This window comes from Glutamicibacter arilaitensis, from assembly GCF_044793945.1.
In the GTDB taxonomy this organism is placed as follows: domain Bacteria; phylum Actinomycetota; class Actinomycetes; order Actinomycetales; family Micrococcaceae; genus Glutamicibacter; species Glutamicibacter arilaitensis_B.
Window position 1 is genome coordinate 462237 of record NZ_CP084994.1, and the last position, 22226, is coordinate 484462.

Here is a 22226-nt window from a genome sequence, read left to right on the forward strand (position 1 = left end):
GCTGATTGGAAGACTCTTTACGAGTTTCTTCCCAGGTGCGGATCGATGAAGTGCAATGGCTGGTCTGTATCGTCGATGGCCGCGCTATCACGATTCTCCAGCCTAAATGTCTATATTGACCTGATGATTTAGACTGCAGAGGCACCCGGAGTTGCTATTAATCGCCGGGCCGATCCAAAGGCCGATTGCCTCCGTTTCATAAGGTATTTGTCCACGTCTTCAAGGGGAAGCGGCAATTGCCGTGCAACCTCGATCGCCCTTGCGCGAACCGCCTCATATCCCATATCTTGAGCCTGGTTTTCCTACTTACGCACGGGCCTCGGGGCGAGGTTTATCGACCATGAGTCAAGCAGCGAGCGCAGTTCCTCCGGTTGCACACCGCTGACCTTCGCCTCGCTCAACGCAAGCCCGAAGGCAGCCCAAGGCAGGTTGGCGTTCTCGGTGCGCACCATGCTGTTGTGCTCATCGAGGGGCTGTATCTCGAACCACCGGCCGATGCGCGGTGCCAGCTCCTCGGCGCTGGCATGCACCCGCGCGCTGATCTGTAGCTGTCCTGCTCCGCGCAGCCCTTCGTGGACAAACTGGGCAGCATCGCCTCCGGGAATCTCCCGCGGGACAAAACGCAGTGCCCGCGCTGCGGCATTTTCGGCTCGATCCACCCGAAAGCTGCGCCAATCCGCGCGATCCAGGTCATAGGCCACCAAATAGTAGCGGTTGCCCACATTGACCAGTTTGGCCGGTTCCACCCGCCTTGAACTGGCGGTTCCCTTAGCGTCGCGGTAGTCGAAAGCCACTCGTTCGCGGTCGCGGCATCCCTGGGCGAACACCACCAGCACTTGGGGGTCTACCGGTTCTGGAACAGAGCCCTGCGAGTCCAGCGGGACGGTGCTGGCAGTCAATGCCTGCGCCCGCTGCCGCAACCTGGCCGGCAGTACCGGAACGACCTTTGACAACGCGCGCAATGCGGCTTCGGCTAACGCGGAAGAACCGCCATGCACCGTAGATTGCAGGCCAATGACTAGCGCCACGGCTTCCTCATCGTCGAGCACCAGCGGGGGCAGGGCAGCGCCGGAAGCCAGTTGGTAGCCGCCACCCACCCCGCGGTCAGCCTGCACCGGGTAGCCGAGGTCGCGCAGCCGGTCGATATCCCGGCGAACGGTGCGCAAACTGACTTCCAGTCGCTCGGCCAGCTCGTCGCCGGACCAGTAGCGGTGGGTCTGCAGCAAGGAGATTAAACGCAAGAATCTAGTGCTGGTACTCATGTAACCAGTCTGCCTTGATTTAGGACAAAATCTGACACTTATTGCTTTTACGCTGGTAACTATCAGCTGGAAATACCGGCTGAAGCTGATGCCAGGAGGCAACAATGAGCACCATGGCCACCACCGAAACCACCCTGACAGGGGAACGCTCCGACCTGTTCCAGGCGTTAGCCAACGCTCGGCACTTCCTGCGCTTCACCGTCCGCGGACTGAGCGATTCGCAGGCAGCACAGCGCACAACGGACAGCGAACTGACCCCGGGCGGACTAATCAAACATGTGACCGCAGTGGAAAAGCAATGGCAGGAATTCATCGTCAAGGGCCGGGCCGCCATGGCCTGGGATGGGGCAGACTTCAGCAAGATGCCACCCGAAGCAGTGGAAGCTTTCCAGAATGAATTCCGCATGTTGCGCGAAGAGTGCTTGGATGAGCTGCTGGAAAACTACGCGCAGGTTGCGGCCCGCACCGATGCCTTGCTGGCCGAGGTAGACATGGACACCGTCCACGAATTGCCCAAGGCGCCATGGTTTGTCGATACCCATTGGACGGTGCGCCGCACGTTGCTGCACATCATCGCCGAAACCACCCAGCATGCCGGGCATGCCGACATCATCCGCGAATCCTTGGATGGACAAAAAACCATGGGCTAACCGTCGAAGCCGGGCATCGCGAAATTGGTGGCCAAGAAGGAAGAAGAACTCATGGGGTTGATCTGTGAACTCGAATGCTTGCCATTATTAGGCCAACAAATTAAGCTGTCTCAGACAACCCGGACGTTTTGTGGCAAAGAAAAACCCCGAGAATTCAATGATTCTCGGGGTTTTCACTGGCGGTGACGGTGGGATTTGAACCCACGGTACGGGGTTACCGTACACAACATTTCGAGTGTTGCACCTTCGGCCGCTCGGACACGTCACCAGACCTGATAACTCTATAACGAACCTTTCGAGAACACCAAAACGAACGGGGTGAAAACCCTGGTTAGTGGTTCGAAACACACGTGGACGTTCTGTCAGTTGCGTCTGGAGCGGAAGAAATCGCGCAGCAGGTCCGCGCATTCACTTTCCTTAACCCGTGGGTATACCTCGACCCAGTGGTTCAAACGGGGTTCGCGGACGATATCAAAGACCGAGCCGCAGGCTCCGGCTTTCTCATCCCATGCACCGAAGACCAGCCGAGGGATGCGTGAAAGCACGATGGCCCCGGCGCACATGGCGCAGGGCTCCAGGGTGACGACCAAGGTGCAGTCTTCTAATCGCCACCCGTCCGCGTTGCCTTGTGCCTGTAGCGCTTTGACTGCATTGCGGATGGCCACGACTTCGGCATGAGCCGTCGGGTCATAGTGCGCTTCACGCTCATTGCGACCGGTAGCCAGGAGCTTGCCTTCGGGGGAGATGATGACCGCACCGATCGGGACATCATCGGTGTCCAATGCGGCTCGGGCCTCCGCGAGGGCCAGGTCCATCCAAGTCTCGTGTTCGTGCGCCATAGTGCCTTTACCTTACGTGTTTTAGCCCCGGGGACGCACGCGCTCGGCGGCTATCGCTTCGGAACGAACCGATATGCCCTTGCTGCATGGAGCGCAATCCCGCTGATTCCTGTTTAGTTGGGCACATCAAGGAGTTTTCCCGCCGGGATTTCGCGCTTTTATCTCGTTTGCTTCCATGGCGGGCTGATAGATTTCTACTTATGCGCGTACAGGTAGTCGACCACCCATTGGTGGCACATAAAGTTTCAGTTCTCCGAGACAAAGATACTCCGTCCCCGATTTTCCGTCAGCTGACCGACGAACTGGTCACCCTGCTGGCCTACGAGGCAACCCGCGAGGTGCGGACCGAAGAGGTCGAGGTAGTCACCCCGGTAGCCACCACCATCGGTATCACCTTCGCCAAGCCAACCCCGTTAGTGGTTCCGATCTTGCGTGCGGGCCTAGGCATGCTTGAAGGCATGACCCGCCTGGTCCCCACGGCCGAGGTCGGCTTCCTGGGCATGGCACGCAACGAAGAAACCCTGGACATCATCACCTACGCCGATCGCGTGCCAAACGACCTGACTGGTCGCCAGGTCTTCGTGCTGGATCCAATGCTGGCCACCGGCGGCACCTTGGCCGAAGCGATCAAATTCATCTTCGAACGCGGCGCCGAATCGGTCACTTGCATCTGCCTGATCGCAGCCCCAGAGGGCGTGGAACGCCTGAAGGAAATTCACGGTGCCGACGAGCGCGTTCACATTGTGCTTGCCGCGATGGATGAACGACTGGACGAGAAGTCCTACATCATCCCTGGTCTGGGAGATGCCGGTGACCGCCTGTACGGCGTCACCCCACCGATCGCCTAAGCAATTCTCGCTTAGCGGACAGCTTCGGTTTCGTCGCTGGCTGGCATTTCGCCAGCCAGCGGCAACCGCACCTCAAAGAGCGTATGACCGGGCTCTGAAGTCACCGAAATGGTGCCCCGGTGTGCCTCGACAATACTCTTCGCAATTGGCAGTCCGAGGCCGGTGGTGCCATCCGTCCCCGAGCGGGCCTTGTCGGCCCGAGTGAATCTTTCGAAGACTTTGGGCAAGAATTCTTCAGAGATCCCCTCGCCGGTGTCTTGCACCTGCAGCACTGCCTCATTGCTTTCGAGATCTTGCCCCACGCTGACGGTCACTGAGTTGCCAGCCGAAGTGTGCTTGCGCGCATTGGCCAGTAAGTTGGTAATCACTCGGCGCAGGGAAGACGAATCGGCGTTGACGACGGTCCCCGGTGCTTGGCAATCAAATTTCCAGATATGGTCGTCCGCGGTGGCCTTGAAGTCTTCGGTGATATCGGAAGTTAGTACACACAAGTCCAGATGCTTCATGGTGAATGAGTTCTCCTCGTCCAGTCGGGCCAGGAGCAACAGATTTTCCACCAGCGAACCCATGCGGTTGCTCTGCTGCAGTACCCGGTCCACAGAGCGTCGTCCATCGGGAGAGAAATGCTCGGTTGCCGACAGCAATTCGGTGTAGCCGCGTATCGCCGATAATGGCGTGCGCAGCTCATGCGAAGCGTCCGCCACGAATTGACGCATCTGGTCCTGAGATTTTTCACGTGCAGTTAATGCCGTGGATACGTTATCGAGCATGGCATTCAGAGCGCGTCCGACATTGCCAACTTCTGTGCCTGGAACGGCGTCTTGGGAAGCGACTCTTTGGGTCAGCTCAACCTTGCCCGATTCAAGTTCCTCGGCAGCTACCGAGGAAGCCACCGCCGCGACTCGTTTGAGCGGAGCGAAGGAACGGCTAATAAGCCAGGTTCCCACCAAACCGGTGCCGAGGACTAAGCAGATCGCAATGAATAGCGTCAGCCAGGCCATTTCGAGCAGCGTTTGGTCCGTGGAATCCAAGGGTAGTCCAACAATCAGTACGCCTCCGGACCCAGGATCTGGAACCGCCGAGAGCAAGTAGTCGCCAACGGACAACGTGCGGCGTACGGGTTCCGCATTGATGTCGATGGTCACCAGATGGATGGCATCGTCTTGGGTGAGCATAACCCGCTCGCCATGCTGGTCGAGCACATCTCCGGAGAATACGTAGCGATCCACGAAGCGCGCGGTGAGCGTACCGGCGGCCTGCCCCGGCGCATAGAGGCGCTGGTCCGGGCGGGCTAAACCTACCGAGTAGGTACTGGCGCGCTCCACCGAGGCCTTAAGCTGTTCGTCCAGCTGGTCCATGAGCGTTTGGCGCATGCCGGCGTTGTAGAGCAACCCGAGCAGCACGCATACGGCGGTCAAAGAGCCAAGCAGGATCACTAGCAGTTTGCGCTGCAGAGCGTGCGGTGAGGTTGGTCTGATGCTGGTTGGAAATGAACTCATGCAGCGGGCTTGAGTACGTAGCCCACACCACGGACCGTGTGGATCATTGATTCGGCATCGACATCGATCTTTTTGCGCAGGTAAGAGATGTAGAGTTCCACAATGTTTGCCTGACCGTCGAAGTCGTAATGCCAGACGTTGTCGAGGATTTGCGACTTGGAGACCACTCGGCGGGCGTTATTCATCAAGTAGCTGAGCAGATCAAACTCTGTTGCGGTCAGCGAGATCGAGCGGCCTGCGCGTGAAACATCGTGTGAGTCTAGGTTCAACACCAGATCGCCAACTACGAGTTCTGCGGAATCCGCGGTGGATGCACCGGAGCGTTCAACCAGCCGGTGCAGGCGAATCAGCACCTCTTCGAGGCTGAAAGGTTTAGCAACGTAGTCATCGGCGCCGGCGCCTAGACCTTCGATCCGGTCCTCGACCGCGTCCTTCGCGGTGAGAAATAGTACTGGTACTTCAGGCAGGTAGCTGCGTACCTTGCGCAGTACCTCCGGGCCGTCGAACCCCGGGAGCATCCAGTCCAGAACCAGAACATCCGGTGAGAGTGAGCGCGCTATGGCCACTGCTTCCGGTCCGTCGTGAGCCATCGTTGCCTCCCAGCCGAGCATGCGGGTGCCCATGGACACCAGCTCCGCCAATGAAGGTTCATCGTCTACGACTAGAACCTTGATGGGCGTGCCATCAGGATGGGTTAGCCGAGGTAATTGTGCGGGAGAAAATCGTGAATCGCTCATGTTAACCAGCTTCTCCTATTGCCATGGGGCTACTTTATGTTTTAGCTGTGCAAAAGCTATGACTGTATGTCGAGTTTATGCGGGAATATTCCATTCAGGTAGCGCTTAATTTGGTCAAGTGCTGCATAGTGCGAATGTTTGAACTATGGACCTGCATAGGTGGTGAATGAATATTCATGGCTCTGAATGGCATGGTCATTCTGTACATCTTGAACGTATGTCTTGGTCAATTCGCTTAGTTAAGCGCTTAGATATCCAATAATTGACTAAAGTGTGCTCCGTCACTTTTGGACGCATTTGTCTCACATGCTGAACAGGGGTGACCTTTGTTACTTGCAAGTTTCGAATGTTACGGGGAATACTTGAGGTGTGAGTACGGCGCAGATCAACAACAGCAGTCGGGGCAGCGACCCTGAGGGTACGCTTGCGTGCTGTTGTCGAATGCTCGGCGTCGGTGAAATTGGATCGATCAGCTTGAAGAATTAAGCAATCAATCCAGGGTCGCCGGCGGGAACCCAACTGCTGTTCGTGAACGAAGGTCACGGGCGGCGCAAGCAAAACCCGAAGCATTAACGCCAAATCACTTGGCCTTCGCACGAAAAAGGAAGTCATCATGTCGGCTGGATCCGGATACGTACACGTTTCAATTCGCAACGCTCAGAACCGAGCTGCGGCGGCACAGCGCGCCGCTGCTGGTAGCGGAAGCTATGCTCCAGCCGGCTATCGCCCGCTGCGTGCGGTCAACAACGTTCATGAAACTCGTGAACCGCTGACTCAGGCACCAATCGCACCGGTGCAGTCCTCAGGTGCCCCTAGCGCGGACACCAGTGCTCGTGGTTTTGTGCTGTATGTCGGACTGGATGAAGCTGCCGCCCAAGCGCAGGGAACCTCGCTGGGGAAGCTGGCAACCCAGGTTCGAGCATTCTTGGCAACTTTGTCCCCGCAGGCGCAGACCCATGCGGCGGTAGCGCTGGCGCCAACTAGCGCACAAGGCGAACCAATTGATGTGGTTCGCCAGGCGTTGGGAGATCCAACCCTGTCGCGTCGACCGCGTGCCGAAGCTCGCCCAAGCGCACCGCGCCCATCCGGCGTGCTGATCGACTTGTCCCGCCGCGAGGTTTACCTCGATGGCGAAACCCTGAACTTGACCTTCAAGGAATTCGAACTGTTGAACTTCTTGGTAGAGAACGGCACTCGCACCGTGGGCCGTGAAGAATTGCTGGAAAACCTGTGGCGCAATGCCGAGGAGATTCCGAATGAGCGCACCATCGACGTGCATATCCGTCGCTTGCGCTCGAAGCTGGGACGTCTAGCTAACACCGTGCGTACCGTGCGCGGGCAGGGCTACCGCTTCTACGAGCACCCAGAAGTCGTCGTCTGGGCGGCACCTGAATACTCCATCTAATTAGATCGTTCTTTTGCCGAGGCGAACAAACCACCGAGGTTTGTTCGCCTCGGTCATTTAAGTCAGGCGCGTCTAAGCTTGGGCTATGAATACTATGCAGCGTCGTCGGCTGATTCTCATGCGTCATGGAAAGTCTGACTACCCGTTGGGCGTAAGCGATCATGACCGCCCTTTGGCCGCCCGCGGAAACCGTGAAGCGCCGGCCGCCGGTGCCTGGCTGGTAGAAAATGATCTGATACCGGACTACATCATCTGCTCCGATGCGCTGCGTGCCAGAGCTACCTGCGCCTGGGTGCTCTCGGAGCTCGGTGAAAAGGGCCCGACCCCGTATGTGGACTCGCGCGTCTATGGTGCAGGGGCCTCCGCTTTGTGCTCAATTATCAACGAGGTGCCTGATACCGTCTCCACCTTGCTGGTTATCGGGCATCAGCCAACGCTCCAGGATTTAGCCCTGCGTCTGGCCTCCGCGCAATCGGATGAGGAAGCAGTTTACGAACTGGCCATGAACTATCCGACATTGGGTACGACGGTGCTGGAAACTGAGCATTCGTACTCGCATTTGGACGCACGTGATGCGCGCGTCACACATTTCATTGCTCCACGTCCAGAATGAGAATATTCTCATGAGAAATTTTAAAGCCCCTTGTCAGTCTGGATAATGCGGTCTGTGTTGGCTTTATGAGGCACTCATGAGAACGCCCTCATCAAATTCTTCCCAAGGCCTCAGGATTGATTCATCTTGGGTTCATGTTCACTCGCTTGACTGATAATTGTCGAGCCAAACGGCCGATTGAAAATGACGGTTTCCACTTCTCGGGAACCGAAGTGAGAAAGGCCGAAGCCATGGGCGTCATTGCAGAGATCATCCCGAACGAGAACGTCGAAACCTACACCATCAAGGAAGCTCGGATTGCGATCGATGCGCTCCGTGCCAGCACCATCAAGGCTGCCTACACCACCCGTTTTGTCGCAGCCGAACTCTCCCGCAACCCGCAGGACTTCGAAATCGTCTCCAGTGCTGGCATGGCGCCGCGTTCCGGGGATGTGGTGATCGCCAAGATCACTGAGCTGGGCAAGCACAAGGCGCTGCAGTCGCCACATTCGCGCCGCCAGAAGCTCTTCGTTGGCCAGGAAATCATGGTGGCATACGGCCACCGCTATGCACCGGATCAGTTCCTCGCCCACGTGCCAGCCGACCTTGGACCATGTGAGCTGGTCGCCGGTGGCGGACTAGCCTCCCGTGTGGAACAACAGCACTCCTCGATCGACAAGGCCACCGAGATCGAACCAATCGGCCTGCTGGTGCGCAGCGGCAAGGTAGTTACGCTTAGCGATTTTGCACCGCTGAGCGTCCAGAACCCTTCGGTAAACGTCACTTCCCGGGTCGAGGCCAATCGCCCGCCGGTGATCGCGGTGCTCGGAACGTCGATGAACTCCGGAAAATCCACCACCCTCGGTTGCTTGGTCAATGGGTTGAGCAACGCAGGATTGCGAGTCGCTGCCGGAAAGGCAACCGGAACCGGCGCCGGCAACGACCCGAACCTCTTCACCGACGCAGGTGCGTTCAGCGTCTGCGACTTCACCGACTTCGGCTACCCCACCACCTACCGTCTGGATTATGAGACCGTCCGCGAACTGCTGATCTCGATGATCAATGAGCAGAGCGCCACCGGCGCCGATGCGGTCATTATCGAGATCGCCGACGGATTGTTCCAGGGCGAGACCTCACGCCTGCTCGGCGACCCGGTATTCAAGGAACATGTTGACCGCGTGCTGTTCAGCGCCCAAGATGCGCTCGGCGCGAAGGCGGGGGAGAAAATCCTTCTGGACGCAGGACTCGACCTCGCTGCGGTTTCCGGGGTGCTCACTGCATCCCCGCTGGCAGCCTCGGAGGCGCGAGCCCATATGGACACCAAGATCATCGACACCTTTGACCTGTGCGACCCACAGGTTGCCAGCGCACTTCTGCCGACTGCCTAGGAGGTTCAATGACCGGCTCGCAGCCTATAGACGCACCCGCCAAGGAACTTTCTCTTCCGGCGTTGATGGCGCCAGGGCGACGTGTACTGCTGGCTGCCCTGCTGATACTGGCGCTGGGCGTCGGGGCTCTGTCCATCGCCATCGCCTGGCAGGTAGGCCAGATGGCCACGGCCTTCAGCCTCGGGGCGTTGGCTTGGGTCATTGCACTTTCGCTTGCGTTTTTCGGTGGGAAGTATATCGAAAGGGTGCTGGCCGAAAAGCTTGGCCAGCACTATGTGGCTCAACTGCGCGGATCATTGATATCGCATGCACTCAAGGCCCGTCGGGGCCCCTCGGTGGGGATCACCGTGGCGCGATCAAGCAATGATCTATCCTCGATCCGCAATTGGGTGACCCAAGGAATCGTGCCGTTGATCGCGGGAATTCCGCTGATCATTTTCGCCGCGCTCGGGTTGGGAATTTTGCACCCGGCACTGGCCGTCGCGCTAATAATTCCAGTCATGCTGGAAGTGTGCTTGCTCGCGTTCTTGGCCCGAGGCGCCTTGCGCACGGCTCGCGTGCTGCGCAGGCATCGGGGCAACCTTGCGGCGCGGATCGCAGACACGGTCACCGCGGCCACAACTATTGCCGCGGCCGGAGGCGTACGCCGCGAGGTCGAAAGGGTCGATCGAAGCTCGCAAAAAGTTGTTCAGGCCGCCGTGGAACGCGCCAAATATGCCGGCGCTTTAAGAGCCGGATCGCTGACTGTGCCGTTGTTGGGCACCGCGCTGGTGGTAGCTGCCGGATCCTGGACCGGCCTCGGTGCAGGGGTCTTGGCCAGCGCTTTGACATTGATGGGGATCTGCGCCGGAACCATGGGCGAATGGGGGCGGATTGTCGAGTACCGGCAGAATTACCGGGCTGGCCGACGGATCATCGCGCCGCTGTTGGATGATGAGAAATCGTGGAGTGCCGCAGAGCAGGAAATGATTTCCACCCGTGAGGCCAGGGACCTGAACCCCAAGGAAATCACCGTGCGGATCCGTGCCACGGAACAAAGCCTTGAACACTGGCCAGTGCTTAGGGCACACGCAGGTCAGCGGATCCAGGTCCTAGGGTCCGGAGCAGAAGCCGGAGAGCTTCTCGAATCCTTGGCCACCGGCAGGATCGCAGCCCACGGAGATTCCAAAGGTGGGTTGTGGATCGCCGAGGGGCGCAGCGAAGACCTTCCGGACGCCGAACGGCGAAAGCTGATTGGCGCAGCGTTGAGCTCGATGGTTCCCGAACGAGGCACCATCATCCGTTCGCTGACCTACCGTCATCCGGGTTCTTCGGTTAAACGCGCGCTACGGGTGGCGGCAGACTGCGGACTAGATCTCGCCACGCTCCCCTCCGGGGAGCGCACCATGCTGCGTCGTGGCGGAGAACCCTTGGACACTACGCAACGCGCCTCATTGATCGTGGCACGCGCCTTATTGCGGCAACCGCCAGTTTTAATTCTCGATTCCGTGCTCAACCGCCTGCCGAGCCTCGCCCGAGAAGCGGTGATTCGCAAACTCAATGCCTATCCGGGAGTAGTGATTTTCCAGGGAGAGATTTCGGGGCTCGAAGCCACCGGAACATGGCAGGCGCCACTTTCGGTAGCAGCCACTGCCGCTCACCCTACAGAGCAGGCAGACGGGGAGTAGCTAAGCTGCTGAATCCCGTCTAGGACTGAACATGCTGGTGAGTGGCGAGCAAACCATCAACGCTGTTCAGCACCGCGTTGAGAGTGACTTCGCGATCGGCTACCGTGTCCGAAACGGTGCGCATTCGCGCGGAGAACATGGCGGCGCCGAAGATTGCTGTCGCCGCTGGTTGCTTTTCTTCGGGTGCCAGAATTACCAGGCGCTCCAAGACTTCAACGAGGGTCGAGATGACCCGTGAATACACCGGGGTAATCTGGTCACCCCAGTCGCTTTCGGGACGAAGCTGCTCGCTGATCCAGATTTGCGCGAATGAGGGGTATTTTTCGACGAAGTCAATGGCGATGGTGGCCATTTCACGTAAAGCTGTGCGAGGAGCGGGGTGCTCCGCCGCCCGTTTCAACTCGGTGACCAGCATGTCGGCGCCGAATTCCAGGACCTGCCCGATCATCTCGTCCTTGGAACCGAAATTGTAGTACACGGTCCCTTTGGAGACCCCTGCCATTTGCGCAATTTCATCGACTGAGGTGGCGTTGGGCCCGCGGGTGCCGAGCAACCGCATGGAAGCTTCGAACAAGCGCTTCTTGGAGGCAGTTGCCCGCACACGAGGTCGCGCGTTTGGTGGTGTGGTCATACCGTCAGCTCCGGCTGTAGCGTTTTCAACGTCCAGGTCTTGTGCTTATGCACCGCTAGGAAGCTCAGCAGCAGACCCAGCAACGTGTAACCGATGACCGGGAGGATGGCGGCGGAGAGCATTCCCAAGTCTGCACCATACATCAGATGTCGCAAGGCCACCACGACATTACTCATTGGCAAGATCTGGTGCAGTATCTGCAATGGCGCAGGAAGCGTTTCCCAAGGGAACGTGCCACCGGCGGTTACTAACTGCAGGACCATCAGCAATAGCACCACAAACTTGCCCGCAGCGCCCAGCAGAGCACAGATTCCCTGGATCAAAGCGCTGAAGCAGAGCGCAGCGAGAAGGAACAAGCCCCAAGTCAACCATGGGTGCGCGGGCTCCAACCCGACGGCGAACACAACCACCGCGTACAGCGCGGTGCACTGGATAAGCGAAATGAAGGCGAAGGGTAGCCATGCGCCCAACGCGATCTTCCAGCTGCTTCCGTTGGAAGCCAACGCACGGTTATTGACCGGGCGCATCACCTGGGTGAGGATGAACGTGCCAATCCAGGTAGCGAGGGTCATGAAGAATGGGGCAAGTCCCGCACCATAGGCGCTGGCCTCGGCTTGCGCGTGGGAGTTCACCCGCAGCGGGTCGCCGATTACGTTGGCGAGTTTCACGGCGGTGGGCGAATCGGGGTTTGGAACCTGATCCACACCGCTATCCAGGCCTTCGGACAGATCACCCGAGCCGTCTTTCAACTCGCCCGCGCCATCGCCCAGCTCTCCGACTCCTTGGTCCAGCGTGACCAGAGAATCGTGCAAGGTGCTGGTTCCGGCGGCCAGCTCCTCGGCCCCGGAATCGAGTTTCTTGCTGCCTTGGGATGCCTCTTTGGTGCCTGTTAGTGCAGATTTCTGGCCCTCCGAAAGGGTGGAGCTTCCTGAAGCGAGCTTGTCGGCTCCGTTCGCGAGTTCGCTGCCGCCGGCAGCGGCGGATGAGATTCCATCGGCAAGAGCAGGAACGGCATCGTTGAGTTTGTCAGTACCTTGGGCCAGGGTTTGCAGTCCAGTGGCTAGCTGCTTATTGCCATCGGCTACCTGTTCGGAGCCTTCGGCGAGTTTGTTCAGGTCGCCTTGCGCCGAGTTGAGCTTCGCGTTGACATCTTTGACCTTCGAGTTCAATTGCTGGGTGACACCGGAATTTTTCACGGTGGATTGCAGCTGAGCGCTGATTTGGTCTGCTTGCTCCTGGGTGAGAACCCCGGATTCGACTTGGCTCTGAAGGGATGAGTTGGTGTTTTGCTTCACTTGGTCGAGCCGAGATTCGGCATCAGTTTGCAGATCCTGGATAACCGTCATTGCCTCGTCTGCCGTGGCGCTGAGTTCGGCGTTTCCATTCGCTACTTGACGCGATCCGGCTGCCAGCTGATCTGCGGAGATGGCAGCCTTCTGAGCGCCGTCGTTAAGCTTGGAAACCGAACTGGGCAGGGGCGCTGTCTTCGACTCCAAGGTGTTTAGCCCGCCGCTGAGGGATTCCGCCCCGGAGTTGAGCTCGGCGCTGCCACTGGCCAACTTTTCTGTGCCGGCTACGAGCTTGCCTTGCCCATCCACGAGTTTCTTGAGGCCGTTGGATAGCTGGCCGGTACCGGCATGTAGGGTTTGCGCGCCATCTTCGAGCTTGGAGCTTCCGGTAACCAGCTGCGTGGTGCCATCTTGGAGAGTGAGGACCCCATCCGAAAGGGAAATGGTGCCGTCGTAGAGTTTCTTCGCGCCTACAGCAGCCTCATCCATCGAATCGTGGATGTCGACAAAACCCGCAATCATGCCCTCTGCGGTTTCCGTGCCGACTTCTTTAGAGACCGAATCGCGAACTTCCTTGGCCAGGGTTTCAGCGAAATTTCCAGCCATGAAATTGTTCGCGTCATTGGTCGTTAGCTCAAGAATTGCCGCATTCGCGTTTTTCAGCTCCGCTGGGGAAGTCAACGACGCGGAAAAATCCTTGGGAATGGTCATTGCGAACGCGTAGTCACCGTGCGCAACTCCGTCCAAAGCGGCTTCGTTCGAATCGACTATCTCCCAGCCGAAGGTTGAGTCTTCGAGTAGCGAATCCACAACTTCGTCGCCGACATTTGTTGTTTCGCCGTCGCGCTCGGCGCCTTCATCGAGGTTCACCAGAGCTGTTTTGACGCCATCCAAATTCGATTGCGGATCCCAATTGCCATAAAGGTAGAGGGCACCGTAGAGCAGCGGTACACAGGTGACAGCGATCAGTGCCAGCTTTGGCAAGGTTCCACGGGTCATGCGCTTGAGCTCGGAGAGAGCTAGGCCCAGAGTCGTCATGAATTAATCCTTAGTGGTGGGTGGTTCAAGTGGAATCTCAGCTTCAGGGGAAGGAGGATCCGTTTGCGCTTCTTCGGCCACAGATTCCTGGTCCTGGGCTTCGCTGGGCGGTGACTCGTTCAAAGCCTCCTGCTGCGGGGCCGCTGCCGGGGGAATCTTGTCCTCGGTACATGCTTCAGGGCGGTGCTCGCTCTGCGCGTGGCTAGGTTCGGCTACTTCAGCTTCGGCCTCCGCCGCGGTAGCCTGCTCCTCCAGGACAGGTTCCAGCTGTGGAACTTCGCCGGTAGATGGAACGGCTTCCGCAATGGTTTGGGTTTGCCCGATGAAGGCTACCGGCCCCTTCCAGCAGTCTGGAACGCGCGAAACCACTGCAATGACCGCAAGGTTTCGCCGAGTTTGAGTTAATCCTTCGAGGGCTTCTAGCCAACTGGCTTCTTCGATGCCATGGCGGTCGGGGGAGTCGAAGACCAGAGCGTCGATTCCATGGTTTTCCAATGCAAGGCGGGTGAGCAAGTTGATGCGGGTCAGTGCATCGACCGCGTCGATCCAGCTGCTGGCGATGTCTTCGAAACCGTGTTGTGCCAACCATTTCTTACTCCGGGCGCGGCGCCAAAAAGGTGCCGGGATCAATGAAAGATCTTCGCTGACAACATCGCGCACCTTCAGATGGGCCTCTGGTTCATTGATCTGTGGTGCGTCGAGTAGCGCGCTGTGTGCGCGTATTTCTTTGAGTCTCGATGAGCCCTCCCAAGTCAATGTTCCTGCGTTCGGGCTCATGCGCCCGGAAAGCATCAACGCGGTGGCGGTGCGCGCGCTCTGTGAGTCGGCGACGACGAGCAGCAGCGTTCCGCGGTCTACTGCCAGCGAGGTGGCGTCGACTAGTCGGTGATGGCGTCCCTGGAAGCTCATTGAATTAGCAATTAACACACCTCCACACTAATTGAACTGACCGGTCAGTTCAATTAGTGTTCTAGTTTATTTGCTCACCTCTGGACGTGACGTGCCTCATGGACTTGGATAGTTCATGGACCAACAACCGGTCGCTATTTATTGATTCACCGCGAGTTCATAACTAGCTGATTGAATCGTTTGCGGGTCGACCGCGCGCTACCGCGCTGCGGTACTTACAACGAACTAGGACAATCCATGAAGAAGCGCGCTACAACAGCGTTCGCGGCTACCTGTCTGGGTGCCGTACTGGTGACCGGAATGATGGCTCCAGCCTCCGCGGTCGAAGTCGAACTGACTTCCATTGAAGATATCCAAGGCACCGAAGACGCCACCGGCATGGCTGGACAGCAAGTCAATATTCGAGGCGTAGTTACCGGTGCATACTCCGAAGGCGGCATCCGCGGTTTCTACGTGCAAACCGCAGGCTCGGGAAGTGAAATTTCCTCGGCTGGAAGCTCGGCGATCTTCGTATACTCACCCGACGGCGTCGGCAAGGTTGCCGTGGGCGATCACGTTCAGGTCTCCGGCAAGGTCAGTGAATACTACGGCATGACCCAAATCAGTGCCTCGGATCAGTCCATCGAAGTGTTGGTCGAGCCAGCCGAAGCCGTCAAGCCTCTGGCCATCGACATCCCGGCAACCGATGCCGAGCGCGAGCGTTTCGAGGCGATGCTGATCGACCCGCAGGGTCAATGGACCGTAGCCGACAATTATCGGCTGAATCAATACGGTGAAATAACCCTTGCCGAGGGAACCAGCTCAATTATCGACGGTGAGCGCACCTTGCGTCAGGCCACCGACGTGTTCGCTCCCGGAAGTGACGAAGCTAAAGCGCTAGAGGCCGAGAACCAGGCCCGTGAGCTGGTTTTGGATGACGGAGCCACGCTGAATTTCCTCGGAGCTAAGGCGAACAAGCTCGTCGAGCTGCCATATATCTCGGCGGATCAGCATGTCGCCGTAGGCAAGCAAGCCAGCTTCACCGCCCCGGTCATCATGGACTACCGCTACGACTTGTGGCGCTTGCAGCCTCAGGGGCAAGTTGTCGGAGCCCAAGACCTGGACATCCCGGTGAGCTTTGAACAAGTCACGGAGGATGCCCCGGAAGCCGTTGGTGGCAATGTGAGCGTGGGAAGTTTCAATGTGCTGAACTTCTTTACTACCACTGGCGACCAACTTGATGGGTGCAGCTACTACACCGATCGTGAAGGCAACCCAATCTCGGTACGAAGCGGCTGCGATGCCCGCGGTGCAGCCAACGCCGAAAGCCTTGAGCGCCAGCAGTCAAAGATTGTCACCGCACTGAATAAATTTGATGCCGACGTCGTGGTGCTGGAAGAAATTGAAAACTCTGCACGCTTCGATCAGGATCGCGATGCTGCGCTGAAGATCCTGGTTGATGCCTTGAACGAGGCGGCGGGGCAGAAACGTTGGAGCTTCGCTCCAAGTCCTGAAGAGCTTCCGGCGGATGAAGATGTCATCCGAACTGCAATGATCTATCAACGCGACGCAGTCAAGCTGATCGACGAGTCCGTGGTCTTGGACGATGCGGCCTTTGATAACGCCCGTGATCCACTGGCCCAGGCTTTTCAGCGTGTGGGCGGCAATTCGAAGACTCGCTTCCTCGTGGTTGCCAACCACTTCAAGTCCAAGGGGTCCGATCCAAAAGACGGTTCGGCCAACGCCGACCAAGGTGACGGCGCAGGAGCTTGGAACGCTGCACGTGTGGAGCAGGCCCACGCGGTAGTGCGTTTCGCCGAAGAGTTGAAGGAGTCGCGCAACACCGACAAGGTGTTGCTGGCAGGGGACTTCAACTCCTACTCCGCCGAGGATCCCATCAAGGTGATGACTGAGGCTGGCTACGTTGATCTTGGTGCCGAAGCCAGCACTCAAAGCTACCTCTTCGGTGGTCGCACCGGTTCGCTTGACCATGTTCTGGGTTCGGCCGAAATTGCCCAGAAGGTCACCGGCGAAACGATTTGGAACATTAATGCCACCGAATCGGTCGCCTATGAGTACAGCCGCTACAACAACAATGTTGCCCAGTTGTTCTCACCCGACCAGTTCCGCTCTTCGGATCATGATCCGGTGCTCGTCGGGCTGCAGCTGAACAAGAACTAGTCCTCGATTATCCGGTGGATCCATTTGGATCCACCGGATTTTCTATGCACGGATTTATTCTTCGTTCCATCGTGCCGATTTGTTCTTCAAATCAGTTTTTGACCTGTGGGCTTTGGGCTGCCTTGCCAGTCCCGCGGAACTGCCATGGCGGAGAGTTCCCGCAGTGCAATCAATTTTTGTCCTTGACATCGGCTTGCGATCGGGCAGAATAATGGGAAGATGATTTGTGAGAGCGCTCACACGAGTTCGCTTCAGGCGCTTTTATACTTCTCGGCTGGATGAAAACTCGCAAGAGTTGGACACTTGTTTTATTTTGAGAGCGCTCTCATTTTTAAATGTGCATGAGTCTCTCGAAACCCGCACTCACACCTGGAGACACCATGAAAACCTTGCGCAACTCGAAGCTCGCGCAGTCGGCAGCCCTGTTCGGCACCATTGCACTACTGGCCACCGGATGCGGTGGCGCAGATCAAGCGGCCGATGCCGAGCCTGCATCAGCGGAGAATCCGGTCACCCTGACGGTGACCACCTTCGGCACCATGGGCTTAGAAGCCTTGTACGAGAAATACGAAAAGGAAAATCCTGGCGTCACCATCGAGGCGACGAATATCGATACCGGCGGAAATGCGCTGGTCGACTGGAAGACTAAACAAGCTTCGGGTGCAGGCCTGCCGGACATTCAGGCGGTTGAAGAAGGCTGGCTCGGTCAGGTAATGGCCGTCTCCGATTCCTTCACCGACCTGCGCGACTACGGCATAGAAGATCTCAAATCACAGTGGGTCGATTGGAAGGTCGAACAGGCCACCGACGCCGAAGGGAGGATCATCGGCTACGGTACCGACATCGGTCCGGAAGGCTTCTGCTACAACACCAAGCTGTTAGAACAGGCAGATATGCCAGCCGAACGCACCGAATTCGCTGAACTCATCGGTGGCGAGGACGCCAAGTGGGAAGACTACTTCGCGGCAGGCAAAAAATACGAGGAAAAAACCGGAAAGGCCTGGTTTGATCAGTCCGGATTCGTCTGGAACGCCATGGTCAACCAACTCGATGAGGGCTATTACAAGTCAGACGGCTCGCTGAATATCGAGGGCAACACCGAATTGAGTGAACGCTGGAAGCAGCTGGCAGGGGCCACCGAATCCGGACAGTCTTCGGGGCAGACCCAGTGGGACTGGGGAAAAGGTCAGGCATTCCTGGATGGCTCTTTTGCCACTATGCCGTGCCCAGGCTGGATGCTGGGAGTAGTCAAGGGGCAGATTGAAGGTGCCGGTGGAGATGCATCTTCTGGTTGGGACTTTGCAGATGTCTTCCCTGGCGGTCCGGCAAACTGGGGCGGAACCTTCCTGACCATTCCCGCCACCTCGAAGAATCCAGCCGAAGCGGCCAAACTCGCTACCTGGCTAACCGATGCGCAGTCGCAGGCTACCGCCTTTGAAACCGCCGGGACGTTCCCCAGCAACCTTGAAGCTCAGGGCGCCGAACAGGTCACCGGGAGCAACGAGCTGACGAAGTTCTTCAACGATGCTCCTATCGGTCAGCTTCTGGCAAACCGTGCCGAAGGTGTGAAGGCCCAGTTCAAGGGGGCTGATGATTCGGTCATCCAGGAGCAGGTCTTTGGACCGGCAACCATCGCATTGGATGGCGGCAAGGACGGCCAAGCCGCGTGGGATGAAGCCATGTCCACGCTGAAAAATTTGGACATCAAGTAATCGCCACCTGTAGGTCGGCCGGCAATGCGGCCGGCCTACGCGGAAAGAGAACCCGATAAATGAGCATCATGACCAAAAACGCTTCAGGCGCCCCTGGTGCCGCGGCGCCGGGGGAGCAACACCCAGGCGAAAGGCGCCTCAAGGCTGATCCGGCAGCCGGGAAGAAAACATGCCGGCGTCAACGCTGGGGACGGCTGGACTTCAAATATTCTCCATACCTATACGTTTCACCTTTTTTCATTCTCTTCGCCCTTGTGGGGCTCTTTCCGCTGATCTACACCTTCGTGGTGTCAATCAATGACTGGGACCTGCTCGGGGGAGCCGGTGAATGGGTTGGGCTGGAGAACTACGCAGCGGAACTTAGCGCACCCCTGTTCTGGAATTCGTTGTTCAATACGTTCAGCATCTTCCTGCTCTCGGCGATTCCCCAACTGCTTGTGGCCACCTTCATCGCAGCCATTCTGGACCAGAATATTCGCGCCAAGACGTTCTGGCGAATGAGTGTGCTGATTCCCTATGTGGTGACCCCGGTGGCCGTAACGTTGATCTTCTCCTCGGCCTTCGACGAGAAATACGGACTCATCAACAACCTGCTCCAAGTGATCAACATCGATCCGGTGGCGTGGAAGAGCGAGGTGCTTCCTTCGCACTTAGCCATCGCCACCATGGTGAACTGGCGCTGGACTGGTTACAACGCGCTGATCCTGCTGGCAGCCATGCAAGCGGTGCCGCGCGAACTGCACGAGTCCGCCGCTCTGGACGGAGCTGGCTCGATGCGTCGGTTCTTCTCGATCACCCTGCCGAGCATTCGCCCCACGATGATCTTCGTGATCATCACCGCGACCATCGGTGGCCTGCAGATCTTCACCGAACCGAAACTATTCAACGCGAGCAGCTCGGTGCCAGGCGGTCCCGAACGCGAATACCAAACCACGGTGCTCTATCTCTGGGATCTGGCATTCAACCGCGGCGACTTTGGTCGTGCATCTGCGGTCGCCTGGATGCTGTTCTTAATCATTATCGTGATCGGTCTGATCAACTTCATACTTTCGGGTTCCATTGCCTCTTCTAGCGAAGGGGGAAGCCGCAAACGACGCCGAGCGCAACGGCAGGGGCACCGAAACGCCGTCCAGCAAGCAAAGGCCAAGGCCGCCTCGAACGGCGAAAGATTGACGGACGCAGCAACGAGTACGAAGGACGGGGATTCCCATGACTAGCACCGCCTTGGACAAAGCTGTGGAACCCAGGAAACCTGCAGCCAAACGCAAAAACTTCTCCATGGATCGCCGCCCCGGATTTCTCACTTACGGGTTGCTGATCGCGTTCTTCCTCGGGAGCACCTACCCGCTGTGGTATTCGATGGTGATTGGTTCGAATACCGGGGCGGTATTCGCCTCGACGTACCCACCGTTGCTTCCTGGAGGCTCGTTCTGGAGAAATGTCGCCGAAGTTTTCAACACCATCGATTTCTGGGGCGCACTGGGAAACAGCATCCTTGTCTCCTCGATCATTACGATTTCGGTGGTGACGTTCTCGACGCTGGCCGGATACGCGTTCGCAAAGTTGCGCTTCCGCGGACGCCAGGGGCTGCTGGTCTTCGTGATTGCTACTCTGGCGGTTCCGACCCAGCTGGGGATCATCCCGTTGTTCATGGTGATGAAGGAATTTGGCTGGACCGGATCGCTCGGCGCAATCATGGTGCCCACGCTGGTCACCGCGTTCGGCGTGTTCTTCATGCGCCAGTATTTGGTGGATGTCGTGCCAGATGAATTGATCGAGGCCGCCCGAATCGACGGTGCCAGCATGATCGGTACCTTCTGGCATGTGGGAGTCCCCGCAGCCCGCCCGGCGATGGCCATCTTGGCACTCTTTACTTTTATGACCGCATGGACTGACTATCTCTGGCCAATGCTTGTCGCACCTCAAAACCCCACCTTGCAGGTGGCGCTGAGCCAACTGCAATCCGCACGCTATGTGGACTACACGATCGTGATGTCCGGTGCGCTGATGGCAACCATCCCGCTGCTGCTGCTTTTCATAGTGGCGGGTAAACAACTTGTTTCCGGAATTATGGCAGGAGCTGTAAAGGGCTAATGACAACCCACTTTTCAGAGAATTTCGCTTGGCCCAGAGAATTCCTCTGGGGGTCGGCCACCGCGGCGGCGCAAATCGAAGGCGCCAGCCACTCCTACGGTAAAGAAGACTCCGTCTGGGATGCGTTCGCTCGCAAGCAGGGAGTTATTGCCGGAGGCGACAACCTAGAAGTTGCGGTAGACCACTACCACCGGTACCGAGAGGATGTCGGTTTAATGCGTGAGATTGGCCTGGATTCTTACCGTTTCTCAACCAGCTGGGCTCGGGTGGTTCCCGGCGGGCGCAGCGCCAACCCCGAGGGCCTAGATTTTTATTCGAGGCTTGTCGACGAACTGTTAGAGCATGGGATTTTGCCCTGGCTGACCCTATACCACTGGGATTTGCCGCAGGCCCTCGAAGAGCAGGGCGGCTGGGCTAACCGAGACACAGCCTATAAATTCGCAGAGTATGCCGAGCTGGTTTACGCAAAACTTGGTGACCGAGTCGAGCATTGGACGACCTTTAACGAACCGCTGTGTTCCTCGCTCATTGGTTACGCAGCCGGGGAACATGCACCGGGACGCCAAGATCCGGCGGCGGCTTTGGCGGCCGTGCACCACCAGCACCTCGGACATGGCCTAGCCACAAAACGTTTGCGTGAACTCGGCGCTCGAGAGCTTGGTATCACGCTGAATTTGACCAACGCGGTGCCAAACGATCCAACCGACCCGGTGGATCTGGAAGCCGCCCGTCGTATCGATGCGCTGTGGAACCGGATGTTCTTAGATCCCATACTGCGCGGCTCCTATCCCAAGGATCTGCTAGCGGACGTGGACGGTTTAGGGCTGGCCGAGGTCATTGAGCCCGGGGATCTCGAAATCATTCACCAGCCCATCGATTTTTTGGGGGTGAACCACTATCACGATGACAATGTGTCGGGGCATCCGCTCGGCGAAGGCGAACCGGAGTCTGTCGTACCCACCGAGGCTCCGAAGTCCTCGCCTTTTGTGGGCAGCGAATATGTCACGTTCCCGAGCCGAGCGCTGCCGCGAACCGCGATGGGCTGGGAAGTTAACCCGCAAGGCCTGCGAGTTCTGCTGAACCGACTGCAGGACCAGTACAAGGACCTTCCAGCTTTGTACATCACAGAAAACGGAGCTTCGTATACCGACGAACTGGCAGCGGACGGAACCGTGGCCGATGTTGAACGTCGTGAATACGTTTTTAACCACTTAGATGCTGTTGCCGGTGCCATCCAAGACGGTGTGGACGTGCGTGGCTACTTCCTCTGGTCCTTGCTCGATAATTTCGAATGGGCTTGGGGTTACCAGAAGCGGTTCGGCATTATTTACGTCGACTATGAAACACAGGAACGCATTATTAAGGACAGTGGCAGGGCCTACGCTGGACTTATTGCCGCCAACCGTACAATGGCATAGCACTGGTGCGTGGTGCTAAACCGGGCACCACGCACCACGCACCACGCACTAGTCATAAGGACCCGCCCAGCTACTGCAAAGAAGTAAC

General features: G+C 57.9%; 18 protein-coding genes and 1 tRNA gene. 11 read left to right on the forward strand and 8 right to left on the reverse strand.

All coding sequences use genetic code 11. The annotated features are described in order from the left end of the window. Window positions 1-302: 302 nt before the first annotated feature. Window positions 303-1262 (reverse strand): helix-turn-helix transcriptional regulator, encoded by a 960-nt coding sequence (locus LG294_RS02240; protein ID WP_404289127.1) that lies wholly within the window; start codon window positions 1260-1262, stop codon window positions 303-305. A 104-nt stretch (window positions 1263-1366) separates the two neighbouring features. Between LG294_RS02240 and LG294_RS02245 the strand changes: the two genes are divergently transcribed. After that, on the forward strand, window positions 1367-1912 hold the full coding sequence (locus tag LG294_RS02245; RefSeq protein ID WP_404289129.1) for a DinB family protein: 546 nt from the start codon (window positions 1367-1369) through the stop codon (window positions 1910-1912). Between the two features lie 177 nt (window positions 1913-2089). Here the strand turns inward: LG294_RS02245 and LG294_RS02250 are convergent. Then, window positions 2090-2180 (reverse strand) — tRNA-Ser (locus LG294_RS02250). Window positions 2181-2274: 94 nt separating this feature from the next. Continuing rightward, on the reverse strand, window positions 2275-2751 hold the full coding sequence (tadA, locus tag LG294_RS02255) for a tRNA adenosine(34) deaminase TadA (protein ID WP_404289131.1): 477 nt from the start codon (window positions 2749-2751) through the stop codon (window positions 2275-2277). A 200-nt stretch (window positions 2752-2951) separates the two neighbouring features. Between tadA and upp the strand changes: the two genes are divergently transcribed. Continuing rightward, on the forward strand, window positions 2952-3599 hold the full coding sequence (upp, locus tag LG294_RS02260; RefSeq protein WP_404289133.1) for a uracil phosphoribosyltransferase: 648 nt from the start codon (window positions 2952-2954) through the stop codon (window positions 3597-3599). 11 nt (window positions 3600-3610) lie between these two features. Here upp and LG294_RS02265 read toward each other — a convergent pair whose 3' ends face one another. Both LG294_RS02265 and LG294_RS02270 read right to left on the reverse strand, forming a co-directional pair. Continuing rightward, complete coding sequence (locus LG294_RS02265) at window positions 3611-5098, reverse strand: sensor histidine kinase (RefSeq protein WP_404289135.1); 1488 nt, start codon at window positions 5096-5098, stop codon at window positions 3611-3613. Next, window positions 5095-5835 carry a response regulator transcription factor gene (locus LG294_RS02270; protein WP_404289137.1) on the reverse strand — a complete coding sequence of 247 codons (741 nt, stop codon included), beginning with the start codon at window positions 5833-5835 and terminating at the stop codon, window positions 5095-5097. Before LG294_RS02270 ends, LG294_RS02265 begins: the two co-directional genes overlap by 4 nt. A 613-nt stretch (window positions 5836-6448) precedes the next feature. Here LG294_RS02270 and LG294_RS02275 point away from each other — a divergent pair. The 4 genes from LG294_RS02275 to LG294_RS02290 all read left to right on the forward strand — a co-directional run bounded on the left by LG294_RS02275 (window position 6449) and on the right by LG294_RS02290 (window position 10887). Further along, window positions 6449-7240 (forward strand): winged helix-turn-helix domain-containing protein, encoded by a 792-nt coding sequence (locus LG294_RS02275; RefSeq protein WP_404289139.1) that lies wholly within the window; start codon window positions 6449-6451, stop codon window positions 7238-7240. A gap of 85 nt (window positions 7241-7325) precedes the next feature. Next, window positions 7326-7853, forward strand: coding sequence for a SixA phosphatase family protein (locus tag LG294_RS02280; RefSeq protein WP_404289141.1), 528 nt, complete (start codon window positions 7326-7328; stop codon window positions 7851-7853). A 212-nt stretch (window positions 7854-8065) separates the two neighbouring features. Beyond that, the gene (locus tag LG294_RS02285) at window positions 8066-9220 is read left to right on the forward strand and encodes a DUF1611 domain-containing protein (protein WP_404289143.1); all 1155 of its coding nucleotides are present in this window, start codon (window positions 8066-8068) and stop codon (window positions 9218-9220) included. A gap of 8 nt (window positions 9221-9228) precedes the next feature. Then, on the forward strand, window positions 9229-10887 hold the full coding sequence (locus LG294_RS02290) for an ABC transporter transmembrane domain-containing protein (RefSeq protein WP_404289145.1): 1659 nt from the start codon (window positions 9229-9231) through the stop codon (window positions 10885-10887). A 19-nt stretch (window positions 10888-10906) separates the two neighbouring features. Here LG294_RS02290 and LG294_RS02295 read toward each other — a convergent pair whose 3' ends face one another. From LG294_RS02295 to LG294_RS02305, 3 genes are read right to left on the reverse strand one after another with little or no spacing between them, the layout of a single operon-like run. Then, window positions 10907-11518 carry a TetR/AcrR family transcriptional regulator gene (locus LG294_RS02295; RefSeq protein WP_404289147.1) on the reverse strand — a complete coding sequence of 204 codons (612 nt, stop codon included), beginning with the start codon at window positions 11516-11518 and terminating at the stop codon, window positions 10907-10909. Further along, entirely contained in the window at window positions 11515-13845 is a 2331-nt protein-coding gene (locus LG294_RS02300) for a YhgE/Pip family protein (protein ID WP_404289149.1), read from the reverse strand. The genes LG294_RS02295 and LG294_RS02300 overlap by 4 nt, the downstream gene beginning before the upstream one ends. A 3-nt stretch (window positions 13846-13848) precedes the next feature. Further along, entirely contained in the window at window positions 13849-14754 is a 906-nt protein-coding gene (locus tag LG294_RS02305; protein ID WP_404289150.1) for an ABC transporter ATP-binding protein, read from the reverse strand. A 237-nt stretch (window positions 14755-14991) separates the two neighbouring features. On the opposite strand from LG294_RS02305, the gene LG294_RS02310 reads away from it, so the two are divergent. The 5 genes from LG294_RS02310 to LG294_RS02330 all read left to right on the forward strand — a co-directional run bounded on the left by LG294_RS02310 (window position 14992) and on the right by LG294_RS02330 (window position 22138). Further along, window positions 14992-16914: an ExeM/NucH family extracellular endonuclease gene (locus LG294_RS02310; protein ID WP_404289152.1), complete on the forward strand. Its 1923-nt coding sequence runs from the start codon at window positions 14992-14994 to the stop codon at window positions 16912-16914. 380 nt (window positions 16915-17294) lie between these two features. Beyond that, a complete protein-coding gene (locus LG294_RS02315; protein WP_404289154.1) occupies window positions 17295-18626 on the forward strand; it encodes an extracellular solute-binding protein in 1332 nt (443 codons plus the stop codon). 68 nt (window positions 18627-18694) lie between these two features. Continuing rightward, window positions 18695-19843 carry a carbohydrate ABC transporter permease gene (locus tag LG294_RS02320; protein ID WP_404291607.1) on the forward strand — a complete coding sequence of 383 codons (1149 nt, stop codon included), beginning with the start codon at window positions 18695-18697 and terminating at the stop codon, window positions 19841-19843. Further along, a complete protein-coding gene (locus LG294_RS02325; RefSeq protein WP_404289156.1) occupies window positions 19836-20720 on the forward strand; it encodes a carbohydrate ABC transporter permease in 885 nt (294 codons plus the stop codon). The genes LG294_RS02320 and LG294_RS02325 overlap by 8 nt, the downstream gene beginning before the upstream one ends. Further along, a complete protein-coding gene (locus LG294_RS02330; protein WP_404289158.1) occupies window positions 20720-22138 on the forward strand; it encodes a GH1 family beta-glucosidase in 1419 nt (472 codons plus the stop codon). Before LG294_RS02325 ends, LG294_RS02330 begins: the two co-directional genes overlap by 1 nt. The last annotated feature ends 88 nt before the right edge of the window (window positions 22139-22226 follow it).